Below are 23,941 nucleotides of genomic sequence, written 5' to 3'. Positions count from 1 at the left end.
AACGAGCAATGCTTCAGGACAGAGACCGCATCTTCAACAATATCTACGGCCGCTTCGACAAGTCGCTGGCCGGCGCCATGGCGCGCGGTGCCTGGGACAACACGCCCGGCATCATCGCCAAGGGGCGCGAGTGGATCGTCAACGAGATGAAGGCCAGCGGCCTGCGCGGACGTGGCGGCGCGGGCTTCCCGACCGGGCTGAAATGGTCGTTCATGCCCAAGCAAAGCGACGGCCGGCCGAGCTATCTCGTCGTCAATGCCGACGAGTCCGAGCCCGGCACCTGCAAGGACCGCGACATACTGCGCCACGACCCGCACACGCTGGTCGAAGGCTGCCTGCTTGCGGGCTTCGCCATGGGCGCGGTCGCCGCCTACATCTATGTGCGCGGCGAGTTCATCCGCGAGCGCGAGGCGCTGCAACGCGCCATCGACGAGGCCTATGCGGCCAAGCTGATCGGCAAGAACAACACCTCCGGCTATGATTTCGACATCTACATGCATCATGGCGCCGGCGCCTATATCTGTGGCGAGGAAACGGCGCTGCTCGAAAGCCTCGAGGGCAAGAAGGGCCAGCCACGGCTTAAGCCGCCATTTCCGGCCAATGTCGGCCTCTATGGCTGCCCGACGACGGTCAACAATGTCGAGTCCATCGCTGTCGCGCCGACCATCCTGCGCCGCGGTGCCGCCTGGTTCTCGTCCTTCGGCCGGCCCAACAATGTCGGCACCAAGCTGTTCTGCATCTCCGGCCACGTCAACAATCCGTGCACCGTCGAAGAGGCGATGTCGATCCCGTTCCGCGAGCTGATCGAGACGCATTGCGGCGGCATTCGTGGCGGCTGGGATAATCTGCTGGCGGTCATTCCGGGCGGAGCGTCGGTGCCGCTGGTGCCGGCCGAGCAGATCATCGACGCGCCGATGGATTTCGACGCGCTGCGCGACCTGAAATCGGGCCTCGGCACGGCAGCTGTCATCGTCATGGACAAATCGACCGATATCGTGAAAGCGATCGCGCGGCTTTCCTATTTCTACAAGCACGAAAGCTGCGGCCAGTGCACGCCCTGCCGTGAGGGCACCGGCTGGATGTGGCGGGTGATGGAACGGCTGGTGCGCGGCGAGGCGCAGAAGCGCGAGATCGACATGCTGCTCGATGTGACCAAGCAGGTCGAGGGCCACACGATCTGTGCGCTTGGCGACGCGGCGGCATGGCCGATCCAGGGCCTGATGCGACATTTCCGCGGCGAGGTGGAGCGGCGCATCGACGAGTTTTCGCGCAACGCACACCGCGCCGAACCGGTGCTGGCGGCGGCAGAATAGAAGAATTCAAAAATGCGGGCGAATGTCCGAGACGAGGAAACGAGCGCGGGGCAGACGGAAACGACCAGGAGACCACCTATGTCGCTGTTTTCGACACCCGACGATTTTACGCCCGATATGGACCCGTTGTTGAAGATGAACCAGGATCTGACCAGGATGATGCCGAAGGAGATGGCCAATGCCGTCAATCTCCTGGCGCATCCTGTCGCGGGCGCGGCGGCGATGACGGCACTAGGCATTGGGCTTGCGAACCAAGCCTTTGGCATCTGGATGGGCGTGCTTTCGGGCGCGGCCGAAACTTCGCAGCGGCTTTGGCAGCCGGTCGCCGAGGATTTCGAGGCCAGGACGGAACGCTTTTCCGCGACCGGCAAAAGCTCCTCGACAAAGGCGCGCGCAGCGACCAAAACCCTGATTGCCGAGGCGCAGTCCTTCGCCAATGACGTGACCGACATTGCGACGAGCACCGCGGCGCGGAGCTTGGCGAATGCGAGCACCGTTGCAGCGGATGCCTCGGCCGGGCTGATGCCGGAAGATTTCAAGCAGCCCAAGCCGATGGACCGGCCAGCCGAGCCGGCCGATCTCAAGGCGATATCGGGCATCGGGCCGAAACTGGAAAAGGTGCTGAACGGCCTTGGCATCTGGACATACGCCCAGATTGCCGCGTGGACGCCGCAAGAGATCGCCTGGGTCGAAGACTACCTGTCGTTGAAGGGCCGTATCGGCCGTGACGGCTGGATCGGTCAGGCGGCCGCGTTGGCCGGGGTCAAAAAGTGAATTCAATATCGTGCGCGGTCTCGGCTGCGTCCGGAAGGAAAGATTGCGGAACGTCCGCAGGGGTTTGAGGCGAAATGGCAAAGCTCAAGGTCGACGGGAAAGAGATCACTGTACCCGACCACTACACGCTGCTGCAGGCGGCCGAGGACGCCGGCGCCGAAGTGCCGCGCTTCTGCTTCCATGAGCGGCTGTCGATCGCCGGCAATTGCCGCATGTGCCTGATCGAGGTGAAGGGCGGCCCGCCCAAGCCGCAGGCGTCGTGCGCCATGGGCGTGCGCGACCTGCGCCCCGGCCCGAATGGCGAGCCGCCGGAAATCTTCACCAACACGCCGATGGTCAAGAAGGCGCGCGAAGGCGTGATGGAATTCCTGCTGATCAACCATCCGCTGGATTGCCCGATCTGCGATCAGGGCGGCGAGTGCGACCTGCAGGACCAGGCGATGGCGTTCGGCGTCGATTCCTCGCGCTACCACGAGAACAAGCGGGCGGTCGAAGACAAGTATATCGGGCCGCTGGTCAAGACGATCATGAACCGCTGCATCCATTGCACGCGCTGCGTCCGCTTCACCACCGAGATTGCCGGCATATCGGAACTCGGTCTGATCGGCCGCGGCGAGGATGCCGAGATCACCACCTATCTCGAAAGCGCGATGACTTCGGAACTGCAGGGCAATGTCATCGACCTTTGCCCGGTCGGTGCGCTGACTTCCAAACCCTACGCCTTCCAGGCACGGCCGTGGGAACTGACCAAGACAGAATCCATCGACGTGATGGACGCCGTTGGTTCGGCGATCCGCGTCGATAGCCGAGGCCGCGAAGTGATGCGCATCCTGCCGCGTACCAACGAGGCGGTGAATGAGGAATGGATTTCCGACAAGACCCGCTTCATCTGGGACGGCTTGCGCACGCAGCGCCTCGACCGGCCCTATGTGCGCAAGGATGGCAGACTGGCGCCGGCAAGCTGGGCCGAGGCTTTTGCCGCGATCAAGGAAGCGGTGTCGAATGCGGCACCCGAAAAGATCGGTGCCATTGCCGGCGATCTTGCCGCCGTCGAGGAGATCTACGCGCTGAAGCTTCTGATGGCTTCGCTCGGCTCGAAGAACACCGACTGCCGCCAAGACGGTGCCGCACTCGATCCGTCGCTCGGCCGGGCGAGCTATGTCTTCAACCCGACCATCGAAGGCATCGAACAGGCCGATGCGGTGCTGATCATCGGCGCCAATCCGCGCTTCGAGGCGTCCTTGCTCAACGCCCGCATCCGCAAGCGCTGGCGGGCCGGCAATCTGCCGGTCGGCGTCATCGGCGATGTCGGCGATACGCGCTATGATTACGAGCAGCTCGGCGCCGGGCCGGAATCGCTGAAGGATCTTGCCGACGGCAACGGCAAGTTCTTCCAACTGCTGAAGAAGGCGACGCATCCGCTGATCATCGTCGGCCAGGGTGCGCTGGCGCGTGCGGACGGCGCGGCCGTGCTTGGCCAGGCGGCGAAGCTCGCCGTCGCCGTCAACGCCGCAAGGGCCGACTGGAACGGTTTTGCCGTGCTGCACACCGCGGCGGCCCGGGTCGGCGGCCTCGATGTCGGCTTTGTGCCGGGCGAGGGCGGCAGGAACGTCGCCGGCATGCTGGGCGAGACCGACGTGCTGTTCCTGCTCGGCGCCGACGAGATCGATATGGCCAAGACCGGCGGCGCTTTCGTCGTCTATATCGGCACGCATGGCGACAAGGGCGCGCACCGCGCCAACGTCATCCTGCCGGGTGCCGCCTATACCGAAAAGTCGGGCACCTTCGTCAACACCGAAGGCCGCGTGCAGCAGACCAACCGGGCCGGCTTTGCGCCCGGCGAAGCACGCGAGGACTGGGCGATCCTTCGGGCACTGTCGGATGTGCTCGGCAAGAAGCTGCCGTTCGATTCGCTGCCGCAATTGCGCGCAAAGCTCTATGCGGAATACCCGCATCTTGCCCGCATCGACCATGTCGCGGCCGGCGACCCGGCCGACATCGCCAGGGTGGCCAAGCTCGGCGGGCGGCTGAACAAGGGCACCTTCACCTCGCCGGTCAAGGATTTCTACCTGACCAACCCGATCGCGCGGGCTTCCGCGGTGATGGCCGAGTGCTCGGCTTTGGCGAAGAACGGCTTCAGGCAGGCGGCGGAGTAGACATGGACACCTTCTTCTCCTTCTACGTGCTGCCGGCGCTGCTGATCCTTTTGAAGTCGGTCGTGCTGATCGTCGTTCTGTTGATCTTCGTCGCCTATGTGCTTTACGCCGACCGCAAGATCTGGGCGGCGGTGCAGCTGCGTCGCGGCCCGAACGTCGTCGGCCCGTGGGGCACGCTGCAGGCCTTCGCCGATCTGCTGAAATTCGTTTTCAAGGAGCCGGTGATTCCGTCCGGCGCCAACAAGGGCGTCTTCCTGCTGGCGCCGCTGGTGTCGGCGGTGCTTGCGATCTCAGCCTGGGCGGTCATCCCGGTCAATGAGGGCTGGGCGATCGCCAACGTCAATGTCGGCATCCTCTATGTCTTCGCCATCTCCTCGCTCGAGGTCTATGGCGTGATCATGGGCGGCTGGGCGTCCAATTCGAAATACCCGTTCCTCGGTGCGCTGCGCTCGGCGGCGCAGATGGTGTCCTACGAAGTCTCCATCGGTTTCGTCATCGTCACCGTGCTGCTTTGCGTCGGCTCGCTCAACCTGACCGATATCGTTTTGTCGCAGCAGGATGGGCTGGGCACGAGGATCGGCCTGCCCAATACCTTCCTCGACTGGCATTGGCTGTCCCTGTTTCCGATGTTCATCGTCTTCTTCATCTCGGCGCTGGCGGAAACCAACCGTCCGCCCTTCGACCTCGTGGAAGCCGAATCGGAACTCGTCGCCGGCCATATGGTCGAATATTCCTCGACGCCGTTCCTGTTGTTCTTCCTGGGCGAATATGTCGCCGTCGTCCTGATGTGCGCACTGGCCACCATCCTGTTCCTTGGCGGCTGGCTGCCGCCCTTCAATTTCGCGCCGTTCACCTGGGTGCCGGGGCTGATCTGGTTCGTGCTCAAGGTCTGCCTGGTGTTCTTCATGTTCTCGATGGTGAAGGCGTTCGTGCCGCGCTATCGCTACGACCAGCTGATGCGGCTCGGCTGGAAGGTCTTCCTGCCGATCTCGCTGTTCATGGTGGTCGCCACCGCCGCCTTCCTCAAGATCACGGGGTTTGCCTGATGTCAGCATTGTCCCAGGCCGCCAAGTCACTGCTATTGCAGGATTTCGTCAGTGCTTTCTTCCTGTCGATGCGCCAGTTCTTCGCGCCGAAGGAGACGATCAATTATCCGCATGAGAAGGGGCCGGTCAGCCCGCGCTTCCGTGGCGAACATGCGCTGCGCCGCTATCCGAACGGCGAGGAACGTTGCATCGCCTGCAAATTGTGCGAGGCGATCTGCCCGGCGCAGGCCATTACCATCGAAGCCGGCCCGCGCCGCAATGACGGCACGCGGCGCACCGTGCGCTACGACATCGACATGGTGAAATGCATTTATTGCGGCTTCTGCCAGGAAGCCTGCCCGGTCGACGCTATCGTCGAGGGGCCGAATTTCGAATTCGCGACGGAGACGCGCGAGGAGCTTTATTACGACAAGGACAGGCTTCTGGCCAATGGCGACCGCTGGGAGCGTGAGCTGGCGCGCAACATCTCGCTGGATGCGCCTTACCGCTGATATTTGACGCATGGACGGGGCGAGGGGCCTCGTTTAAGGAACACGCAACTTGCCGACCGGAGGCGGTGGCAAAAAACAGGACGAACGTCCTGTTCGGACAGGAAACCCGGGGGAACCCATGCTGAGTGGACTAGAGGCGGCCTTTTTCTACCTCTTCGCCTTTGTCGCGGTGGCGTCGGCGTTCATGGTCGTTTCGGCGCGCAATCCCGTGCATTCGGTGCTGTTCCTGATCCTGACCTTCTTCAACGCCGCCGGCCTGTTCATGCTGACCGGCGCCGAGTTCCTGGCGATGATCCTGCTCGTCGTCTATGTCGGCGCGGTCATGGTGCTGTTCCTGTTCGTCGTCATGATGCTCGACGTCGATTTCGCTGAAATGAAGGAAGGCGCGCTGCAATATGCACCGATCGGCGCGCTGGTCGGGCTGATCCTGGCGGCGGAGCTGATCGTCGTGCTCGGCGGCTATACATTCGCGCCGAAACTGGCGGCGACGGTCGCCAAGCCCATTCCGGACCTGGCCGCGCGCTCCAACACGGCGGCGCTCGGCGACATCCTCTATACGGATTACCTCTATTACTTCCAGGTGGCGGGGCTGGTGCTGCTGGTCGCCATGATCGGCGCCATCGTGCTGACGCTGCGCCACAAGCCGGGCGTCAAGCGGCAGTCGATCGCCGCCCAGGTCGGCCGCACGCCGGCAACCGGAGTGGAAATCCGCAAGGTCAAGACGGGCGAAGGAGTCTGAGATGGTCGTCGGCATCGCGCACTACCTGACCGTATCGGCGATCCTGTTCACGCTCGGCGTGTTCGGCATCTTCCTGAACCGTAGGAACGTCATCGTCATCCTGATGTCGATCGAGCTGATCCTGCTTGCGGTCAACATCAATTTCGTCGCCTTTTCGGCGGCGCTCGGCGATCTGGTCGGCCAGGTGTTCGCACTGTTCGTGCTGACCGTCGCGGCGGCCGAGGCGGCGATCGGCCTTGCCATTCTCGTCGTCTTCTTCCGCAACCGCGGCTCGATCGCGGTCGAAGACGTGAACATGATGAAGGGTTGACGGAACCACCATGTATCAGGCCATCGTCTTCCTTCCGCTGCTCGGCTTCCTGATCGTCGGCCTGTTCGGCACCTCGCTCGGCGCCAAGGCTTCCGAATACATCACCTCAGGCTTCCTGGTGATCGCGGCTGTGCTGTCGTGGGTTGCCTTCTTCTCGGTCGGCTTCGGCGGCGGCGAGGTGTTCACCGTGCCGGTGATGCGCTGGATCCAGTCGGGCGGCCTCGAAGCGTCGTGGGCGCTGCGGATCGACACACTGACCGTAGTGATGCTGGTCGTCGTCAATACGGTGTCGGCGCTGGTCCATATCTACTCGATCGGCTACATGCATCACGACCCGGACCGGCCCCGCTTCTTCGCTTATCTGTCGCTGTTCACCTTCGCCATGCTGATGCTGGTGACGGCCGACAACCTCGTGCAGATGTTCTTCGGCTGGGAAGGTGTCGGTCTGGCCTCCTATCTGCTGATCGGCTTCTGGTACAAGAAGCCGTCGGCCAATGCGGCTGCGATCAAGGCCTTCGTCGTCAACCGCGTCGGCGATTTCGGCTTCGCGCTTGGCATATTCGGCGTGTTCGTGCTTTTCGGCTCGGTCAATCTCGGCACCATCTTCGCCAATGCGGCGACGTTCATTCCGGCCGAAGGCGCGCAGCAGGGTCCGGCCGTACTGACCTTCCTCGGCTATGCGCTTGATAAGCAAGCCGCGATGACAGTCGTCTGCCTGCTCCTGTTCATGGGCGCCATGGGCAAGTCGGCGCAGGTGCCGCTGCACACCTGGCTGCCGGATGCCATGGAAGGCCCGACGCCGGTCTCGGCGCTGATCCATGCCGCTACCATGGTGACGGCAGGCGTGTTCATGCTGGCGCGGCTGTCGCCGCTGTTCGAGCTGTCGCATTCGGCGCTGACCGTGGTCACCTTCATCGGCGCCTTCACCGCCTTCTTCGCGGCGACAGTTGGCCTCGTCCAGAACGACATCAAGCGTGTCATCGCCTATTCGACCTGTTCGCAGCTCGGCTACATGTTCGTGGCGCTCGGCGTCGGCGCCTATGGCGCGGCGATCTTCCATCTGTTCACGCACGCCTTCTTCAAGGCGCTACTGTTCCTCGGCTCGGGTTCGGTCATCCACGCCGTCTCCGACGAGCAGGACATGCGCAAGATGGGCGGCCTGAGGACGCTCATCCCGACGACCTACTGGATGATGGTGATCGGCACGTTGGCGCTGACCGGCGTCGGCATCCCGGTGACGATCATCGGCACGGCCGGTTTCTTCTCCAAGGACGCCATCATCGAAGCCGCTTTTGCCAGCCACAATGCGGTCGCCGGGTTTGCCTTCATATTGCTGGTCGTTGCCGCCTGCTTCACCTCCTTCTATTCCTGGCGGCTGATCTTCATGACCTTCCATGGCGAGCCGCGGGCCAGCCATGAGGTGATGCACCATGTCCATGAATCGCCGCCGGTCATGCTGGTGCCGCTGTTCATCCTGGCGGCAGGCGCCCTGTTCGCCGGCGTGATCTTCCACGGCGCCTTCATCGGCGAGGGCTATGCCGAATTCTGGAAGGTGTCGCTGTTCACGCTGCCTGACAACCACATCCTGCACGAGATCCACGAACTGCCGCTTTGGGTCGAGCTCGCGCCGTTCATCGCCATGCTGATCGGCTTTGCGATAGCCTGGCAATTCTACATTCGCGCGCCGGAAATGCCTCGGAGCGTCGCGGCCAACCATCGCCTGCTCTACGCCTTCCTGCTCAACAAATGGTATTTCGACGAGCTCTACGACTTCCTGTTCGTGCGGCCGGCAAAGCGCCTCGGCAGCTTCCTGTGGAAGACCGGCGACGGCACTATCATCGACGGGCTCGGGCCGGACGGCATCTCGGCGCGCGTCGTCGACGTCACCAACCGCGTCGTCAAGCTGCAGACCGGCTATCTCTATCACTATGCCTTCGCCATGCTGATCGGCGTTGCCGCACTCGTCACCTGGATGATGCTCTGATGACTGCCTGGCCGATCCTATCGCTGGTCACCTTCCTGCCGCTGGTTGGTGTGTTGCTCATCCTTTTCGTGCGTGACGACAGCGACAATGCGCGCCGCAACATCCGCGCCATTGCGCTGTTCACGACCGCCTTCACCTTCGTGGTTTCGCTGTTCATCTGGACCGGCTTCGACAATTCGCAGCCCGGCTTCCAGTTCGTCGAGAAGTTTGCCTGGCTGGATTCCGGCATCTCCTACCATATGGGCGTAGACGGCATCTCCATGCTGTTCGTCATCCTGACCACCTTCCTGATGCCGCTCTGCATCCTCGCTTCTTGGGAATCGATCGAGAAGCGCGTCAAGGCTTACATGATCGCCTTCCTGCTGCTCGAGACGCTGATGATCGGCGTGTTCTGTGCGCTCGACATCGTCTTGTTCTACGTCTTCTTCGAAGCCGGCCTGATCCCGATGTTCATCATCATAGGCGTGTGGGGCGGCAAGCGGCGCGTCTATGCCTCGTTCAAGTTCTTCCTCTATACGCTGGCCGGCTCGGTGCTGATGCTGCTCGCCATCATGGCGATGTTCTTCCAGTCCGGCACCACCGACATCCCGACGCTTCTGACCCACAACTTCCCGGCCAATATGCAGACCTGGCTATGGCTCGCCTTCTTCGCTTCCTTTGCGGTGAAGATGCCGATGTGGCCGGTGCATACCTGGCTGCCGGACGCCCATGTCGAAGCGCCGACGGCCGGCTCGGTGATCCTGGCCGCCATCCTGCTCAAGATGGGCGGCTACGGCTTCCTGCGTTTTTCGCTGCCGATGTTTCCGATCGCATCCGAAATGTTCGCGCCGCTGATCTTCACGCTCTCCGTCGACGCCATCATCTACACCTCGCTGGTGGCGCTGATGCAGGAGGACATGAAGAAGCTGATCGCCTATTCGTCGGTCGCTCACATGGGCTTCGTTACCATGGGCATCTTCGCGATGAACCAGGAAGGCGTCCAGGGCTCGATCTTCCAGATGCTTTCGCACGGCCTGGTCTCAGGCGCGCTGTTCCTCTGCGTCGGCGTCGTCTACGACCGCATGCACACGCGTGACATCGACGCCTATGGCGGGTTGGTCAACAACATGCCGAAATATGCAACCGTGTTCATGATCTTCACCATGGCCAATATCGGTCTGCCCGGCACCAGCGGCTTCGTCGGCGAGTTCCTGACCATGCTCGGCGTGTTCCGGGTCAACACCTGGGTGGCGTTCTTCGCCGCCACCGGCGTCATCCTGTCGGCGGCCTATGCGCTCTGGCTCTACCGCAAGGTGATCTTCGGCGCATTGACCAAGGAAAGCCTGAAAGGCCTGCTGGACCTGTCGACACGCGAGAAGGTGATCATCTATCCGCTGGTCGCGCTGGTCATCTTCTTCGGCGTCTATCCGGCGCCGATCTTCGACGCGACGGCCGAATCGGTCAAGGCGCTCGTCACCAATGTCACTGCATCCATCGGCGCCGCGCAGACCGCGGCGGCGAACTGACTGGGGTTTTGCGAACCATGACGCCGGACCTTCTCTCCAGCCTGTCGCTCTCGACGCCAGAGCTGATCCTCGCCATCGGCGCCTTGGCGCTGTTGATGCTCGGCGCCTATTCGCGCGCCAACACCACCGTCACAGTGAGCGGCCTTGCCGTCGCCGTGCTGGTGATCGCCGGCGCCTGGCTGATCTTTTCCCCGGGGCAGGGCAACGCCTATGGCGAAGCCTTCATCCAGGATCCGTTCGCCCGCTTCATGAAGGTGTTGGCGCTAATCGGCTCGGCGGTGACGCTGGTCATGTCGGTCCGCTTTGCCCAGGCGGAGCATTTCGACAAGTTCGAATATCCGGTGCTGATCCTGCTCTGCACGCTCGGCATGATGCTGATGATCTCGGCCAACGGCATGATCGGGCTCTATCTCGGCCTCGAGCTGCAGTCGCTGGCGATCTACGTGCTGGCGGCGATCAACCGCGACAATCTGCGTTCGACCGAGGCCGGTCTGAAGTATTTCGTCCTTGGCGCGCTGTCTTCGGGCATGCTGCTTTACGGCATCTCGCTGGTCTACGGCTACACCGGCAACACCGGCTTCCAGGAGATCGCCGCGGCGCTGAGCGGCGGCGAGCGCCAGCTCGGCCTCGTCTTCGGCCTGGTTTTCGTGCTGGCCGGCCTTGCCTTCAAGATCTCGGCGGTGCCGTTCCATATGTGGACGCCCGACGTCTATGAAGGTGCGCCGACGCCGGTGACGGCTTTTCTGGCGGCGGCACCCAAAATGGCGGCGATGGCGCTGATGGTGCGCGTCACCATGGGCGCCTTCAAGCCGATCGCCGCCGACTGGCAGCAGATCATCGTCTTCATCTCGATCGCGTCGATGGCGCTCGGCGCCTTTGCGGCGATCGGCCAGACCAACATCAAGCGGCTGATGGCCTATTCCTCCATCGGCCATATGGGCTATGCGCTGGTCGGCCTTGCCGCCAACAGCCAGGACGGCGTGCGCGGCGTCGCCATCTACATGCTGATCTACCTGGTGATGACGCTCGGCACCTTCGCCTTCATCCTCGCCATGCGGCGCAAGGAGGGCAATGTCGAGCAGATCAGCGATCTCGCCGGCCTGTCGGCGACCAACCCGATCATGGCGACGATCCTCACCATCCTGATGTTCTCGCTGGCCGGTATCCCGCCGCTCGCCGGCTTCTGGGGAAAATGGTACGTGTTCCTTGCCGCCATCAATGCCAATCTCTACGCGCTGGCGATCATCGGCGTGCTGGCCTCGGTGGTGGGCGCCTATTATTATCTGCGCATCATCAAGATCATGTGGTTCGACGAACCGGTCGGCGGCTTCGTTCCGATGGCGACCGAACTGCGCGTCGTGCTCGGCGTCTGCGGCGCCTTCGTGCTGTTCTATGTGCTGATCGGCGGCCCGATCGGAACCTACGCCGCTGCCGCAGCCAAGACCTTCTTCTGACGGAATGACATTCAGGCTGGCTCCAACCGCGGCTTCGGAAGGGTTCCGGCTCGAGGCGCACGACACGGTCGGCTCCACCAATGCGCTGGCGCTGGAGCACGCGCGGGCCGGCGATCCGGGCAAGCTCTGGGTCGTCTCAAAAAAGCAGGAAGCCGGGCGTGGCCGCCGTGGCCGCGCCTGGGCGACGCCCGAAGGCAATCTGGCAGCGACGCTGCTGGTGATCACCAACACCGAGCTTCGGCTTGCCGCGACGCTCGGCTTCGTTGCCGGACTGGCGCTGGCCGACGCGCTCGACGCTGTCGTGCCGAAGGGCAGGATCGCGATCGGCCTCGATGGTGCGAGCCAAGGCAAGAACCGTTTCGAGCTGAAATGGCCGAACGATGTGCTTGCCTCGGGCGCCAAGCTCGCCGGCATCCTACTGGAATCGGCGATGCTGGAGGGGGGCCGTTCCGCAGTGGCTGTCGGCATCGGCGTCAATGTGGTGGCTTATCCCAGGGATTTGCCCTATCCAGCGACGTCGCTCAACGCGCTGGGGTCTGCTTGCGATGCCGAGACGCTGTTTCTGGCGCTGTCGGATGCATGGAGCGAGAATGCCCGGCTGTGGAACGAAGGGCGTGGGCTTGCCGCCGTCAGGCAGCGGTGGCTGGCGCGTGCGGCGGGGCTTGGCGGGCAGGTTGCTGTCAGAATTGACGGTAATGTGGTGCGCGGCACCTTCGAGACCATTGACGAGGACTGCCGTTTCGTGATCCGCGACGATGAAGGTTCGGTTCTGACGATCGCCGCCGGCGACGTGCATTTCGGCGCGGTTGCCTCGGCCGGCGGTTGACTGGCCAATACGTTTGACTGGCCTGTATTTGACCAGCTTGAATTTGACCGGCCCAAGAGTTTGACGGGCAAGGAAGGAAAGATCATGGCGAAAGCGGAAAACGCCGAACTTGTCTTCGTGCCGCTCGGCGGTGTCGGTGAGATCGGCATGAACTTCGCCCTCTACGGCTATGGCCCGGCCAATGCGCGCGAATGGATCGTCGTCGATGTCGGCGTCACCTTTCCCGATGCAACCCTGCCCGGCGTCGACCTGGTGCTGCCCGACACGCGCTTCATCGAGGAGAATGTCGCCAATCTGCGCGGGATCGTCATCACCCATGCGCATGAGGACCACTACGGTGCGCTGCACGACATCTGGCCGAAGCTCAAGGCGCCGGTGTGGATGACGCCGTTCAGCGCCGGCCTGCTGGAAGCCAAGCGGCAGGGCGAGCAAGGGGCGCCGAAAATTCCGGTGACGATCTACCGGGCCGGCGAGAAATTCACCGTCGGTCCGTTCGAGATCGAGGCCATCCCCGTCGCGCACTCCATTCCCGAGCCGATGTCGCTGGCGATCACCACTCCGGCCGGCGTCGTCATCCATACCGGCGACTGGAAGATCGATCCGGCGCCGACGGTGGGGCCGATGACCGACGAGTCACGCTTCCGCGCCTATGGCGACAAGGGCGTGCTGGCGCTGATCTGCGATTCCACCAATGCGTTGCGGGAAGGGGAATCGCCGTCCGAAGTGGCGGTGGGCGAGGGCATCAAGAGCGTCATCCAGAACGCCAAGGGCCGTGTCGCCGTCACCAGCTTCTCCTCCAATGTCGGGCGCATCGTCTCCATCGCCAAGGCAGCGCGGGATGCCGGCCGCCAGTGCCTGGTGCTTGGCCGCTCGATGAAGCGCGTCATCGATGTGGCTGATGAACTCGGCTATATGGACGGCTTGCCGGAATTCATCGCCGAGGAAGATTACGGCTTCATCCCGCGCGAAAACCTCGTCATCATCTGTACCGGCAGCCAGGGCGAGCCGCTTGCCGCACTCGCCAAGCTGTCGCGCGACGAGATGAAGTCGGTGGCGCTGACTGCCGGCGACACGGTGGTGTTTTCCTCGCGCACCATTCCCGGCAATGAGAAGGCGATCCTCGAGATCAAGAACCGCCTGATCGATCTCGGCATCAAGATCATTGAGGACGGCGATGCGCTGGTGCATGTCTCCGGTCATCCGCGCCGCAGCGAATTGCGCAAGATGTATGAATGGGTGCGGCCGCAGATCGGCGTTCCCGTGCATGGCGAGGCGGCGCATCTGGTGGCGCAGGGCTCGCTGATGTCGACGTCCGGCATCGGCCAGGTGGCGCAGGTGCGCGACGGCGACATGCTCAGGCTCTATCCGGGTGCGGCTGCGATCATCGACCAGGTGCCGTTCGGCCGCATCTACAAGGACGGAAGGCTGGTCGGCACCGACCAGGCGATGGGCATTCGCGACCGGCGCAAGCTGTCCTTCGCCGGCCACGTCGCCGTCAATGTCGTGCTCGACGACAAATACGAACTCGCCGGCGATCCCGATCTAGTCGCCATCGGCGTCGCCGAGGCCGATGGCAGCGGCGAGAGCCTGGAAGACCTGATGATCGATGCGGCAATCGGCGCCGTGGACTCCATCCCCCGCCAGCGCCGAAAAGACCTCGACCTGGTCCAGGAGGCGGTGCGGCGCGCGGTGCGCGGCGCGGCCAACGAAGCCTGGGGCAAGAAGCCGCTGGTGACGGTGTTCGTCACGCGGTAAGGGAATAGGGGAGTAGGGCAGTACGGCAGTAGGGGAGAAAGTAGTTTTCCCTACTCCCATACTGCCCTATTGCCTTACTGCCCTAAGGACGCAGTCAATGCTCGGACGCCTCAACCATGTCGCGCTTGCCGTGCCGGATCTGGCTGCGGCGGCGGCGGCCTATCGGGATACGCTTGGCGCCCGCGTGACCGCGCCGCAGGCGCTGCCGGAGCATGGCGTGACGGTGGTGTTCGTCGACGTCGGCAATACCAGGATCGAGTTGCTGGAGCCGCTCGGCGAAGGCTCGCCGATCGCGGCATTCCTCGAGAAGAATCCGTCCGGCGGAATGCACCATGTCTGCTACGAGGTTGACGACATTGTTGCGGCGCGCGACCGTCTCAAGGCCAGCGGCGCGCGCGTGCTGGGCGATGGCAATCCGAAGACCGGCGCGCATGGCAAACCGGTATTGTTTCTGCACCCCAAGGACTTTTTCGGCACGCTGGTCGAACTGGAGCAAGCATGAGCTGGGTCTCTTTCATCGCCCTGTTCTTCGCCACATGGTGGGTGGTGTTGTTCGCCGTCTTGCCGTTCAGCATGCGGACGCAGGACGAGGACCAGGATGTGACGCTGGGTACGGTTCCGAGCGCGCCGCGCGGACCGCATATGCTGCGCGCCGCACTGCGCACGACGATCGCCACACTGGTCCTGATGGGCATCTTCTACGGCATCACGAGAGGGCTTGGTCTCGGCATCGACGACATCCCGCACATCGTGCCGGATTTCAACCAGAGCCCAGCGCATTAGCCGGCTACCCAATGTCCGGCTATCCAAGACCTATGCCGACGCCCTGAAATCAAGCTCAGCCAGCAAGGTCAACCCAAGTAAAGCCGTGGGCCGGATTTGGGCTGACGCGACGTCATGTAGTTTGGCAATCTGTCTTGCTAACCAAATGATTGCACAAAAAAAATGCAAGGCGCGAGGCCTTGCAATTTAAACGCGTCCGATCTGTTTCCGGTGTCCGGCGGCAGCGAGTTACCGCGCCTAGATCGCATCCTCCCAAGACTTTGACCGCGTAGGAGGGCAGATTTTTCTCCGCCCTCTCGGTTATCGGGGCACACTAGCCTAAGGCGGGTGAAAATGTCACGAAGAATTTTGCCCGGAAACAGGCAATCTCGTGCTGCAGTGCACAATAGTACGGCAGGCGTTGCTTGCGAAACGCCCAGCAAGCCGTGTGCGGCAATTGCGGCGTCTGTGCAGCGCCTGGGCCGGGTTTCCATTCCGCCATGAAATGGCTATGAAGCCGGGGCAAGCAAGCCTGCGCTGCGCCGATTCCGGCGCCGCCATTCTCTCTCACGGACCAGTTCATGCGTTTGTCGCGCTATTTCCTGCCCATCCTCAAAGAAAATCCGCGCGAGGCCGAAATCGTCTCGCATCGGCTGATGCTGCGCGCCGGCATGATCCGCCAGCAGGGGCAAGGCAGCTTTTCCTGGCTGCCGCTCGGCAAGCGGGTGCTGGACAAGGTCTGCCGGATCATTCGCGAGGAGCAGAATCGCGCCGGCGCGCTCGAAATCCTGATGCCGACCATCCAATCGGCCGAGCTGTGGCGCGAAAGCGGCCGCTATGAAGACTACGGCAAGGAGATGCTGCGCATCAAGGACCGGCAAGATCGCGACATGCTCTACGGCCCGACGAATGAGGAGATGGTCACCGAGATCTTCCGCTCCTACGTCAAGTCCTACAAGGACCTGCCGCTCAACCTCTATCATATCCAGTGGAAGTTTCGCGATGAGGTGCGCCCGCGCTTTGGCGTCATGCGTTCGCGCGAATTCCTAATGAAGGACGCCTATTCCTTCGACCTCGATTATGAAGGCGCCAAGGCCGCTTATAACCGCATGTTCGTGTCCTATCTCAGGACGTTCACGCGCATGGGGCTGCAGGCGATTCCGATGCGCGCCGACACCGGGCCGATCGGCGGCGACCTCAGCCATGAGTTCATCATCCTGGCCGACACCGGCGAGAGCCAGGTGTTTTGCCATCGCGACTATCTCTCGCTTGATGTACCAGGGGCGAATACCGACTTTTCGAATGACGCCGAGATCGCCGAGATCGTCAAGACATGGACGACGCCCTATGCCGCCACCGACGAAATGCATGACGAGGCGGCATGGGAAAAGCTCTCCGAAGCCGACAAGGTCTCGGCGCGCGGCATCGAGGTTGGCCATATCTTCCATTTCGGCGACAAATATTCCAAGCCGATGGGCGCCAAGGTGACCGGGCCGGACGGCAAGGATCATTTCGTCTCTGGCGGTTCCTACGGCATCGGTCCGTCGCGGCTGGTCGCGGCGATTATCGAGGCCAGCCATGACGATAACGGCATCATCTGGCCGGAAGCGGTGGCGCCGTTCGACATCGGCCTGATCAACATGAAGGCTGGCGATGCCGAATGCGACCGCGTCTGCGGTGAGATGCATGCCGCCTTTGCCGCCGCCGGCAAGGAGGTGCTCTACGATGACACCGACCAGCGGCCGGGAGGCAAGTTCGCTACCGCCGACCTGATCGGACTTCCGTGGCAGGTGATCGTGGGGCCGCGCGGCGTCGCAGCCGGCGAGGTCGAGATCAAGAACCGCAGGACCGGCGAGCGCGAGACGCTGCCGATCGGCGACGTGAAAAAGCGTTTCGGTGCCGCCGCATGAACGAAGCGGCAGCAGCCAAACCTTCGGGGGCAGGACCCTTTTCCGGCTTTGAGCGTATGGTTGCGTGGCGCTATCTGCGCTCGCGCCGCAAGGAGACGGTGATCTCGGTCATCGCCTCGATCTCCTTCCTCGGCATCATGCTGGGCGTTGCCACGCTGATCGTCGTCATGGCGGTCATGAACGGCTTTCGCGCCGAACTGCTGACGCGCATCCTCGGCGTCAACGGGCACCTGATCGTGCAGCCGCTCGACATGCCGCTGGAGGACTATGCCCAGGTCGCCGGCCGCATCAACGGCGTGCCCGGCGTCAAATACGCCATTCCGCTGATCGACGGGCAGGTGCTGGCGCAAGGCAATGTCGGCGGCGGCACCGGCGCGCTGGTGCGCGGCATACGCGGCGAGGACCTCGGCAAGATCACCATCGTCGCCAACAACATCAAGGAGGGCTCGATCGTCGGCTTCGACACCGGCGAGGGCGTCGCCATCGGCAGCCGCATGGCCGAGAATCTCGGCCTTGTGCTTGGCGATACGATCACGCTGATCTCGCCCGAGGGCGACGTCACGCCGCTCGGCACGACGCCGCGCATGAAGGGCTATCCGGTCACCGCGATCTTCGAGGTCGGCATGTCGGAATATGACAGCTCCATCGTTTACATGCCGTTCTCGGAATCGCAGCTTTATTTCAACATGGACGGCCGGGCGCAGACGATCGAGATCTACACCGACAATCCCGACAATATCGACGCGCTGAAGCCGAAGGTCGAAGAGGCGGCGCAGCGGCCGATCAGCCTTGTCGATTGGCGGCAACGCAACAAGACGTTCTTCGACGCGCTGCAGGTCGAGCGCAACGTCATGTTCATGATCCTGACGCTGATCGTGCTGGTGGCGGCCCTCAACATCATTTCGGGCCTGATCATGCTGGTGAAGGACAAGGGCCACGACATCGCCATCCTGCGCACCATGGGAGCGACGCGCGGCGCGATCCTGCGCATCTTCCTGATGACAGGCGCTGCGATCGGCGTTGTCGGCACCATCGCCGGCGTGCTGCTCGGTATCTTGATCTGCCTCAACGTCGAGCGCATCCGCCAGTTCTTCTCCTGGCTGGCCGACGAGCGGCTGTTCAATCCCGAGCTTTATTTCCTAAGCCAGCTGCCGGCCCGCATGGATGCCAGCGAGACGATCTCGGTCGTTCTCATGGCTTTGGCGCTGTCGTTCCTGGCGACACTGTTTCCGGCGTGGCGGGCGGCCAGGCTCGATCCGGTCGAAGCGCTGAGGTACGAATGATGGCCGAGGCCATTATCGAGCTGAAGAGCGTCGAACGGCACTATGTGCAGGGGCCGCGCAAGCTGACCATCCTGAACGGCGCCGATTTTTCGCTTAAGCGTGGCGAGATGGTGGCGCTGGTGGCGCCGTCGGGCACCGGCAAGTCGACGCTGCTCCACACCGCCGGGCTGCTGGAGCGGCCGGACGCCGGCGACGTGATCCTGGCGGGGCGCGCCTGCGGCCGGCTTTCCGACGACGAGCGCACGGCGATCCGCCGCAACGATGTCGGCTTCGTCTACCAGTTCCATCATTTGCTGCCTGAATTCTCGGCGCTGGAAAACATCATGATGCCGCAGCTGATAAAAGGGCTGGCGCGCAAGGAGGCGGCCGAGCGGGCGGCGCAATTGCTCGACTACATGCAGATCGGCAAGCGGGCGCAGCATCGCCCTTCCGAGCTCTCCGGCGGCGAGCAGCAGCGCGTCGCCATTGCGCGCGCCGTCGCCAACGCACCGCTGGTGCTTTTGGCCGACGAGCCGACCGGCAATCTCGACCCGGTGACCGCTTCCTACGTGTTCGAGGCGCTGGCAGCGCTGGTCCGGCAATCGGGCCTGGCGGCGCTGATCGCCACCCATAATCACGAGCTTGCCTCGCGCATGGATCGCCGCGTGACGCTTGCCGACGGCAAGGTCGTGCCGCTTTAGGGTGTATTGATATTCAGGTGATGCCTGCCTGCGGATGGCAGCTCCTGCGCTTCCGTACTGCGATAGGGTGAACTTGGTTTGATATAGACTTCGTGAGGCTACTTTTTCTGCTCATCCCACTTACGGATCAGCTCGCGGATCGCAACTGTGTTCTCCTCGACCGCCTTGGTGTTGGCAACCGATTCCTCCCTCGCCTTAGCCCATCTCTCGGTGAAGTCATGATATCGCCTTCTTCCTCGGGACGTCGCGGCCCAATAGAGGCCGCCGAAGACTACAAGCAACACTCCCATCCATACGAAACCGTATAACTCTGTCATAGATTTCCCCGCAGCTAAAATGGCCCCTTTGTATTGTAACACCATCGCCACCTGTCAACGTTGAGAATGACCTAGGAAGAGATAGCGCTCGGTTAACCCTTCACTAACCGTGCCAAATTCCACCTATCTACGCGCCTGACGGTCGTTGACATTCGAACAAAATTAGAACAAAATACGAACATACTAACAACAGGAGAGAGCTATGACCGATCTTGTTCAGGATGTCGTCTCGCTGGTGTGCATGAGCACGTTCCTCATTTCCATGGCAATCTGGATCGGCGCGATGTGAGGATGCGCTGAAAGACATGGCTAGAACGCTGACGAGCCGTTCTTCGCGGAGGAGAGGGGCGCAGCGTAGGAATTCGGTCTTCAGTGAGGTCCTGTCAGCCGACTTTGCGGGCCGCCTCGACCTGCAAAGGCGCTGCCGGGCCGAAGACATCTTCGAAGGCTGATTTCAGCGCCAGGTCGAGATCGGCCATTGTTACGGGAAGGCCGAGATCGATGAGGCTGGTGACGCCGTGATCCTGGACGCCGCACGGCACGATGCCGCTGAAATGGCTGAGGTCCGGTTCGACATTGATGGCAATGCCGTGGAAGCTCACCCAGCGCCTCAGCCTGATGCCGATGGCAGCGATCTTGTCCTCGGCGACCGAGCCGTCGGGCAAAGCGGGGCGATCCGGCCGCACCACCCAGACGCCGACGCGGTCCTCGCGGCGTTCGCCGCGTACGTTGAAGGCGGCCAGCGTGCCGATGATCCATTGTTCGAGTGCCGCGACGAAGGCGCGGACATCCTCGCGCCGCCGCTTGAGGTCGAGCATGACATAGGCGACGCGCTGGCCCGGCCCATGATAGGTGTATTCGCCGCCGCGCCCGGCGGCAAAGACCGGGAAGCGGTCCGGCTCGATCAGGTCCTCGAAACGGGCGCTGGTGCCGGCGGTATAGAGCGGCGGATGCTCGACCAGCCAGACCATCTCGCCAGCCGCGCCGCTGCGGATTGCTTCGGCGCGCGCCTCCATCACGGCGAGCGCATCGGGATAGGCGGTGAGCCCGGGCTCAATGCGCCATTCGACCGGCGCCGAGCCGGGCGAGGGCAGGAACGACGTGGCGATCTGGCTGCGTTCTGTCATGATATCTCGTCTCGCCCCTCATATGGCGGCAATCGGTACAAACGTCCAGTTCCGGGCACGTTCGGCGCTTTGCAGAGTTAAGCCGATATCCGGCCGATTATTGCTGGCCGCGCACTTGTTTCACCGGAAACGATTTGCTACACGCCGCGGGCCGGTTCGTTCTGGCTCCTACCACGTGCGGTCGTGGCGGAATTGGTAGACGCGCAGCGTTGAGGTCGCTGTGGGGCAACCCGTGGAAGTTCGAGTCTTCTCGACCGCACCATCAAATTAGTGAACTGACTCTCCTAACTCTTTGAAATATCATTCCAACAAATCCCCCTCTTTCGGGGGAACTTGGAATTCTTGCTGTAATGCGATACAGTCTGCGATACAAACTGAGATACATCGCGAGATTGGCCCATGCGAAAAGAGGCCGTCGCAGAGCCCGCCAGGGACCCGGATCGCTACCTCATCCAGCGCGACGGGATTTTCTATTACCATCGGCGAGTGCCTGCCAAGCTGGCCGGCATCGACGATCGAGGCACCTTCATTCGCAAGTCTTTGGGAACGGACGAGCGGCGCCTTGCACGTGCAATGCGCGACAGGCTTGAAGACGCGGATAAGACCCTTTGGGCCGTGCTTCTTTGCGGCGGCGAGACAAGATCAGCACTTGATCAGTATCGCGACGCCGTTCGCCGCGCTGAAGCCATGGGGGTTTCCTACCTTTCAAATGGACAAGTGGCAGGCTTTCACAATGTCGATGCGATCTTGAAGCGTGTCGAGGCGTTGGAGCGCGTCCAAGCGTCCCCCGCCGTGGCCGACGCTCTCCTCGGCGGTGTGCCGGTGCCGCCGGTCAAAATCTCAGAAGCTTTTGATCTCTATGCCGATGAGATCATGGCGCATGAAGTTGTGGGCAAGAGCCAGTCGCAGCGCCGGATGTGGAGGAAAGTAAAGCAGAGGGCCGTCAGCAATTTTATCGCCCTGGTCGGCGACAAGCCCATCGGTGAAATCACGCGCGAGGATGGACTGGCTTTCTACCGATTTTGGCTCAAGCGCGTTGCGCCGTCGCCTGATGTCGGACCCGCAACACATTCCGCCTCGGCCGGCAATCGAGATCTCGGCAACATGCGGGATCTCTACAGGCGCTATTTCGCTCATCTGGGTGACGAACAAAAAGGCACCCCGTTCGATGACCTCCGCTTTTCGGAGCGTGGCAAGCGCCGTCGTAAACGCCCGTCATTCGAACCCAAATGGATATCCGATCAGATCATGAGGCCAGGCGCTTTAGTATCCCTGGATGCTCAAGCGCGCCGATGCGTTCTGGCGCTGATCGAGACAGGCGCACGGCCAAGCGAGATATGCAATCTCGATGAGACCGTGATCTTCCTTGACACACCGGTTCCCTACATTCGCATCACCCCACGGGAGGACCCTGATGATCCGCGCGAAATCAAGACCGAATGGTCCGTGCGAGATGTGCCGCTGGTAGGCGTCGCCTTGGAAGTCTTTAAGAAAAGTCCACAGGGATTTCCGCGCTACCGCAATCGTGAAGAGGCGCTCTCTGCAAACCTGAATAAGTTTTTCAAAATACACAAACTTTTCCCGACACCGAAGCACAAGATTTACTCGCTCCGGCACAGTTTCGAGGATCGTATGAAGGAGGCAGGAATCGACAGCGAGCTTCGCAAAATCTTGATGGGCCATACGATAGAGCGGGTAGAGTATGGTTCGGGCGGATCACTGCAATGGCGACGCGACGAGCTCAAAAAAATTGCTTTGCCTTTCGATCCCGAGATCGTTTGAGCCGTTCCTGGACGCGCAGCATTGTGCCCGTCTCTGCAATAAGTTTCTTCTTTTCGCTTTCAAGACGCTCGTAAATAGGAAGATACGCTTGTCCTTTCTTGCCGGCCTTGTGAATAGCAAGGGCGAGCGTATCCAGAGCGCGGTCAATTCGCTCTAAGGTCACAGACTCAGGAACCGTGCTGACCTGTGGCAGAGCACAGCTCATCCGCAGTTCCCATCTCTGTTTTCTGTTCTGTGATGACACAGACGAGATAATGGCAGCAGGCGCAGGTGAGAAAAGCGCTTTGCCTCTGGCATAGTGCGGCGGCGGCTTTCGACCTAGAAATCGGAAAAACGCGCCTGCGGCAGCAACTCTGAAACCGATCGGCGTTAGGCCTTCATCCGCCGGAGATCGGAATCCGGAACCCACTCCACGAGCGCGCCAAGGTCCCGGTGAGTGTCAGCCGGCGAACTGGCGATCAACACGCAAAGCCGCTCGCTCCAGGCCGTTGCGAGGTCCTGCTCGCGAGCGGCGTTGCTGCCGCCGAGCTCACCATCTGTGGGACGCGACTGCAGATCAGTCGCGGTAAGGCACCTCTCGCCGGGGGTGGCGGTCCCGCGTCTCGCCTGTGGCGCCGCTATGCTGACGCTCCTTCGGCACCCGGTTAACCGGTCTCGAGGTCACGAACTGCTACGTCGACGAAATGAATCCCCCTTAGACTAATGGACATTTCATCGACTGCGCTTGTGCGCCCTTTTTTATTGACGAGGCGTTCTTTTGCTACTGTGGGCAAGCGACCTGACGGCAAATCGAAATCGATCGATTGCCACGAACTCGAATTGCGAGTCGGGACGATGATGGATAGGCCAGATACATAAATAAATCAGCCAGTTACAGACGTTGTGTGCAAAATTCGCACACGAAAGTTCTGCTTCTCTTCTTTTTCGTTCCCACAATTGAGCCGCCAACAGCCTTTTTCGAACACTCTTCTGCCGACAATATTGTGGCCCGGGCGCAGCCGCCACCCTCGAACCCGACGGCCAGATGATAGTGACCCACTAGGAACGCTTTCGCATCGGCCTCGAAATCGAGAGCAAGGCAGAAAAGGCGGGACAGGATCGGATCGCCCTGCAGCGCGAAGAACACGCCGCGGATCGTCTGGAAGGCCTCTTCCTGCGCATCATCGTATTTCGGCAGGTCCGGAACGGCCGGCTTCGTCACCCTCTCTTTTCCATTCGCCGCTTTCTGCGTTTTCCCGGTGTACGCAAGTCGACGCTGGGGCCATGCGCCGTAATCCTGGGTCGCACGGCGCACATTATGCGCCTTCTCCGCCTCGCTCGGATGCTTGTTGATCACCGGCGGAGCGACGACGAGTTCGTAGGGTGGGGAACGATCTCGCGCCGCGGCGCCTTCGTTACTTGCGGACCGCCCGGCTCCGGCTGCCTGCCCGCGATCGCGTCCGCAATGTAGGTCTTGGCTGCGTAGGCGCGTTCGCTATCGGTGGCGTTGATCACGTCGTCGAACCGCGCTTGCGGGTCGACAACCTCGGTCTCCTCCGCTCCACAATCATCGAGAACGGCGAACGGCCCGGCATACTGCTTGGCGAGCACGCGTGCGGCGCGCACCGTCTCCTCCTCGACAGTCAGATCGCTTTGCCGCATCGGGACGATCGCGTTGACCGAGAGCTTGTGGGTCGATCGGGCCGGCTCAGCGGCAATCGAACCATCCTTGGCCAGGATTGATCGAT

22 protein-coding genes and 1 tRNA gene are annotated in these 23,941 nt (G+C 62.1%); 19 read left to right on the top strand and 4 right to left on the bottom strand.

All coding sequences use genetic code 11. The annotated features are described in order from the left end of the window. Window positions 1-8: 8 nt before the first annotated feature. The 17 genes from nuoF (at window position 9) to NKG95_RS03015 (ending at window position 18,988) form a co-directional block, all read left to right on the top strand. On the top strand, window positions 9-1,313 hold the full coding sequence (nuoF, locus tag NKG95_RS03095) for an NADH-quinone oxidoreductase subunit NuoF (RefSeq protein WP_352483047.1): 1,305 nt from the start codon (window positions 9-11) through the stop codon (window positions 1,311-1,313). A 78-nt stretch (window positions 1,314-1,391) separates the two neighbouring features. Beyond that, window positions 1,392-2,087: a helix-hairpin-helix domain-containing protein gene (locus NKG95_RS03090; protein WP_353039938.1), complete on the top strand. Its 696-nt coding sequence runs from the start codon at window positions 1,392-1,394 to the stop codon at window positions 2,085-2,087. A 74-nt stretch (window positions 2,088-2,161) separates the two neighbouring features. Beyond that, window positions 2,162-4,243, top strand: a complete 2,082-nt coding sequence (nuoG, locus tag NKG95_RS03085; RefSeq protein WP_352961736.1) for an NADH-quinone oxidoreductase subunit NuoG — start codon at window positions 2,162-2,164, stop codon at window positions 4,241-4,243. Between the two features lie 2 nt (window positions 4,244-4,245). Continuing rightward, window positions 4,246-5,289, top strand: a complete 1,044-nt coding sequence (gene nuoH, locus NKG95_RS03080; RefSeq protein ID WP_352483051.1) for an NADH-quinone oxidoreductase subunit NuoH — start codon at window positions 4,246-4,248, stop codon at window positions 5,287-5,289. Next, window positions 5,289-5,780: an NADH-quinone oxidoreductase subunit NuoI gene (gene nuoI, locus NKG95_RS03075; RefSeq protein ID WP_023676622.1), complete on the top strand. Its 492-nt coding sequence runs from the start codon at window positions 5,289-5,291 to the stop codon at window positions 5,778-5,780. Before nuoH ends, nuoI begins: the two co-directional genes overlap by 1 nt. Before the next feature lie 118 nt (window positions 5,781-5,898). Further along, window positions 5,899-6,519, top strand: a complete 621-nt coding sequence (locus tag NKG95_RS03070; protein ID WP_353003308.1) for an NADH-quinone oxidoreductase subunit J — start codon at window positions 5,899-5,901, stop codon at window positions 6,517-6,519. Between the two features lies 1 nt (window position 6,520). Continuing rightward, the gene (gene nuoK, locus NKG95_RS03065) at window positions 6,521-6,829 is read left to right on the top strand and encodes an NADH-quinone oxidoreductase subunit NuoK (protein WP_023676620.1); all 309 of its coding nucleotides are present in this window, start codon (window positions 6,521-6,523) and stop codon (window positions 6,827-6,829) included. Between the two features lie 10 nt (window positions 6,830-6,839). Further along, entirely contained in the window at window positions 6,840-8,813 is a 1,974-nt protein-coding gene (gene nuoL, locus NKG95_RS03060) for an NADH-quinone oxidoreductase subunit L (protein ID WP_023720739.1), read from the top strand. Continuing rightward, window positions 8,813-10,318 (top strand): NADH-quinone oxidoreductase subunit M, encoded by a 1,506-nt coding sequence (locus NKG95_RS03055; RefSeq protein WP_353039937.1) that lies wholly within the window; start codon window positions 8,813-8,815, stop codon window positions 10,316-10,318. The genes nuoL and NKG95_RS03055 overlap by 1 nt, the downstream gene beginning before the upstream one ends. 17 nt (window positions 10,319-10,335) lie before the next feature. Next, window positions 10,336-11,772 (top strand): NADH-quinone oxidoreductase subunit NuoN, encoded by a 1,437-nt coding sequence (gene nuoN / locus NKG95_RS03050; RefSeq protein ID WP_352998845.1) that lies wholly within the window; start codon window positions 10,336-10,338, stop codon window positions 11,770-11,772. A gap of 4 nt (window positions 11,773-11,776) precedes the next feature. Beyond that, window positions 11,777-12,598, top strand: coding sequence for a biotin--[acetyl-CoA-carboxylase] ligase (locus NKG95_RS03045; RefSeq protein WP_023720736.1), 822 nt, complete (start codon window positions 11,777-11,779; stop codon window positions 12,596-12,598). An 84-nt stretch (window positions 12,599-12,682) separates the two neighbouring features. Further along, window positions 12,683-14,353, top strand: coding sequence for a ribonuclease J (locus NKG95_RS03040; RefSeq protein ID WP_023720735.1), 1,671 nt, complete (start codon window positions 12,683-12,685; stop codon window positions 14,351-14,353). 97 nt (window positions 14,354-14,450) lie between these two features. Continuing rightward, on the top strand, window positions 14,451-14,855 hold the full coding sequence (gene mce, locus NKG95_RS03035) for a methylmalonyl-CoA epimerase (RefSeq protein WP_352483057.1): 405 nt from the start codon (window positions 14,451-14,453) through the stop codon (window positions 14,853-14,855). Then, the gene (locus NKG95_RS03030; RefSeq protein ID WP_352590101.1) at window positions 14,852-15,136 is read left to right on the top strand and encodes a DUF1467 family protein; all 285 of its coding nucleotides are present in this window, start codon (window positions 14,852-14,854) and stop codon (window positions 15,134-15,136) included. Before mce ends, NKG95_RS03030 begins: the two co-directional genes overlap by 4 nt. A gap of 560 nt (window positions 15,137-15,696) precedes the next feature. Then, window positions 15,697-17,025: a proline--tRNA ligase gene (proS, locus tag NKG95_RS03025; RefSeq protein WP_352483058.1), complete on the top strand. Its 1,329-nt coding sequence runs from the start codon at window positions 15,697-15,699 to the stop codon at window positions 17,023-17,025. Beyond that, window positions 17,022-18,308 (top strand): lipoprotein-releasing ABC transporter permease subunit, encoded by a 1,287-nt coding sequence (locus tag NKG95_RS03020; protein ID WP_352791256.1) that lies wholly within the window; start codon window positions 17,022-17,024, stop codon window positions 18,306-18,308. The genes proS and NKG95_RS03020 overlap by 4 nt, the downstream gene beginning before the upstream one ends. Further along, window positions 18,305-18,988, top strand: coding sequence for an ABC transporter ATP-binding protein (locus NKG95_RS03015; RefSeq protein ID WP_023720730.1), 684 nt, complete (start codon window positions 18,305-18,307; stop codon window positions 18,986-18,988). The genes NKG95_RS03020 and NKG95_RS03015 overlap by 4 nt, the downstream gene beginning before the upstream one ends. Window positions 18,989-19,688: 700 nt before the next feature. On the opposite strand, the gene lipB is transcribed toward NKG95_RS03015, so the two are convergent. Continuing rightward, complete coding sequence (lipB, locus tag NKG95_RS03010; protein WP_352814647.1) at window positions 19,689-20,432, bottom strand: lipoyl(octanoyl) transferase LipB; 744 nt, start codon at window positions 20,430-20,432, stop codon at window positions 19,689-19,691. 177 nt (window positions 20,433-20,609) lie between these two features. Between lipB and NKG95_RS03005 the strand changes: the two genes are divergently transcribed. Together NKG95_RS03005 and NKG95_RS03000 are read left to right on the top strand one after the other, a co-directional pair. Further along, window positions 20,610-20,694 (top strand) — tRNA-Leu (locus tag NKG95_RS03005). Window positions 20,695-20,831: 137 nt separating this feature from the next. Beyond that, window positions 20,832-22,214 carry a DUF6538 domain-containing protein gene (locus NKG95_RS03000; RefSeq protein WP_353039936.1) on the top strand — a complete coding sequence of 461 codons (1,383 nt, stop codon included), beginning with the start codon at window positions 20,832-20,834 and terminating at the stop codon, window positions 22,212-22,214. Here the strand turns inward: NKG95_RS03000 and NKG95_RS02995 are convergent. The 3 genes from NKG95_RS02995 to NKG95_RS02985 form a co-directional block, all read right to left on the bottom strand. Beyond that, window positions 22,174-22,419 carry a hypothetical protein gene (locus NKG95_RS02995; protein ID WP_353039935.1) on the bottom strand — a complete coding sequence of 82 codons (246 nt, stop codon included), beginning with the start codon at window positions 22,417-22,419 and terminating at the stop codon, window positions 22,174-22,176. The two genes, NKG95_RS03000 and NKG95_RS02995, sit on opposite strands and share 41 nt — an antisense overlap. Before the next feature lie 666 nt (window positions 22,420-23,085). Continuing rightward, window positions 23,086-23,550 (bottom strand): hypothetical protein, encoded by a 465-nt coding sequence (locus NKG95_RS02990; protein WP_353039934.1) that lies wholly within the window; start codon window positions 23,548-23,550, stop codon window positions 23,086-23,088. Continuing rightward, complete coding sequence (locus tag NKG95_RS02985; protein WP_353039933.1) at window positions 23,547-23,855, bottom strand: hypothetical protein; 309 nt, start codon at window positions 23,853-23,855, stop codon at window positions 23,547-23,549. Before NKG95_RS02985 ends, NKG95_RS02990 begins: the two co-directional genes overlap by 4 nt. Window positions 23,856-23,941 lie beyond the last annotated feature (86 nt).

This window comes from Mesorhizobium sp. M1423 (assembly GCF_040317575.1).
Classification (GTDB): Bacteria; Pseudomonadota; Alphaproteobacteria; order Rhizobiales; family Rhizobiaceae; genus Mesorhizobium.
This window is presented reverse-complemented; position numbering and strand designations above follow the sequence as displayed.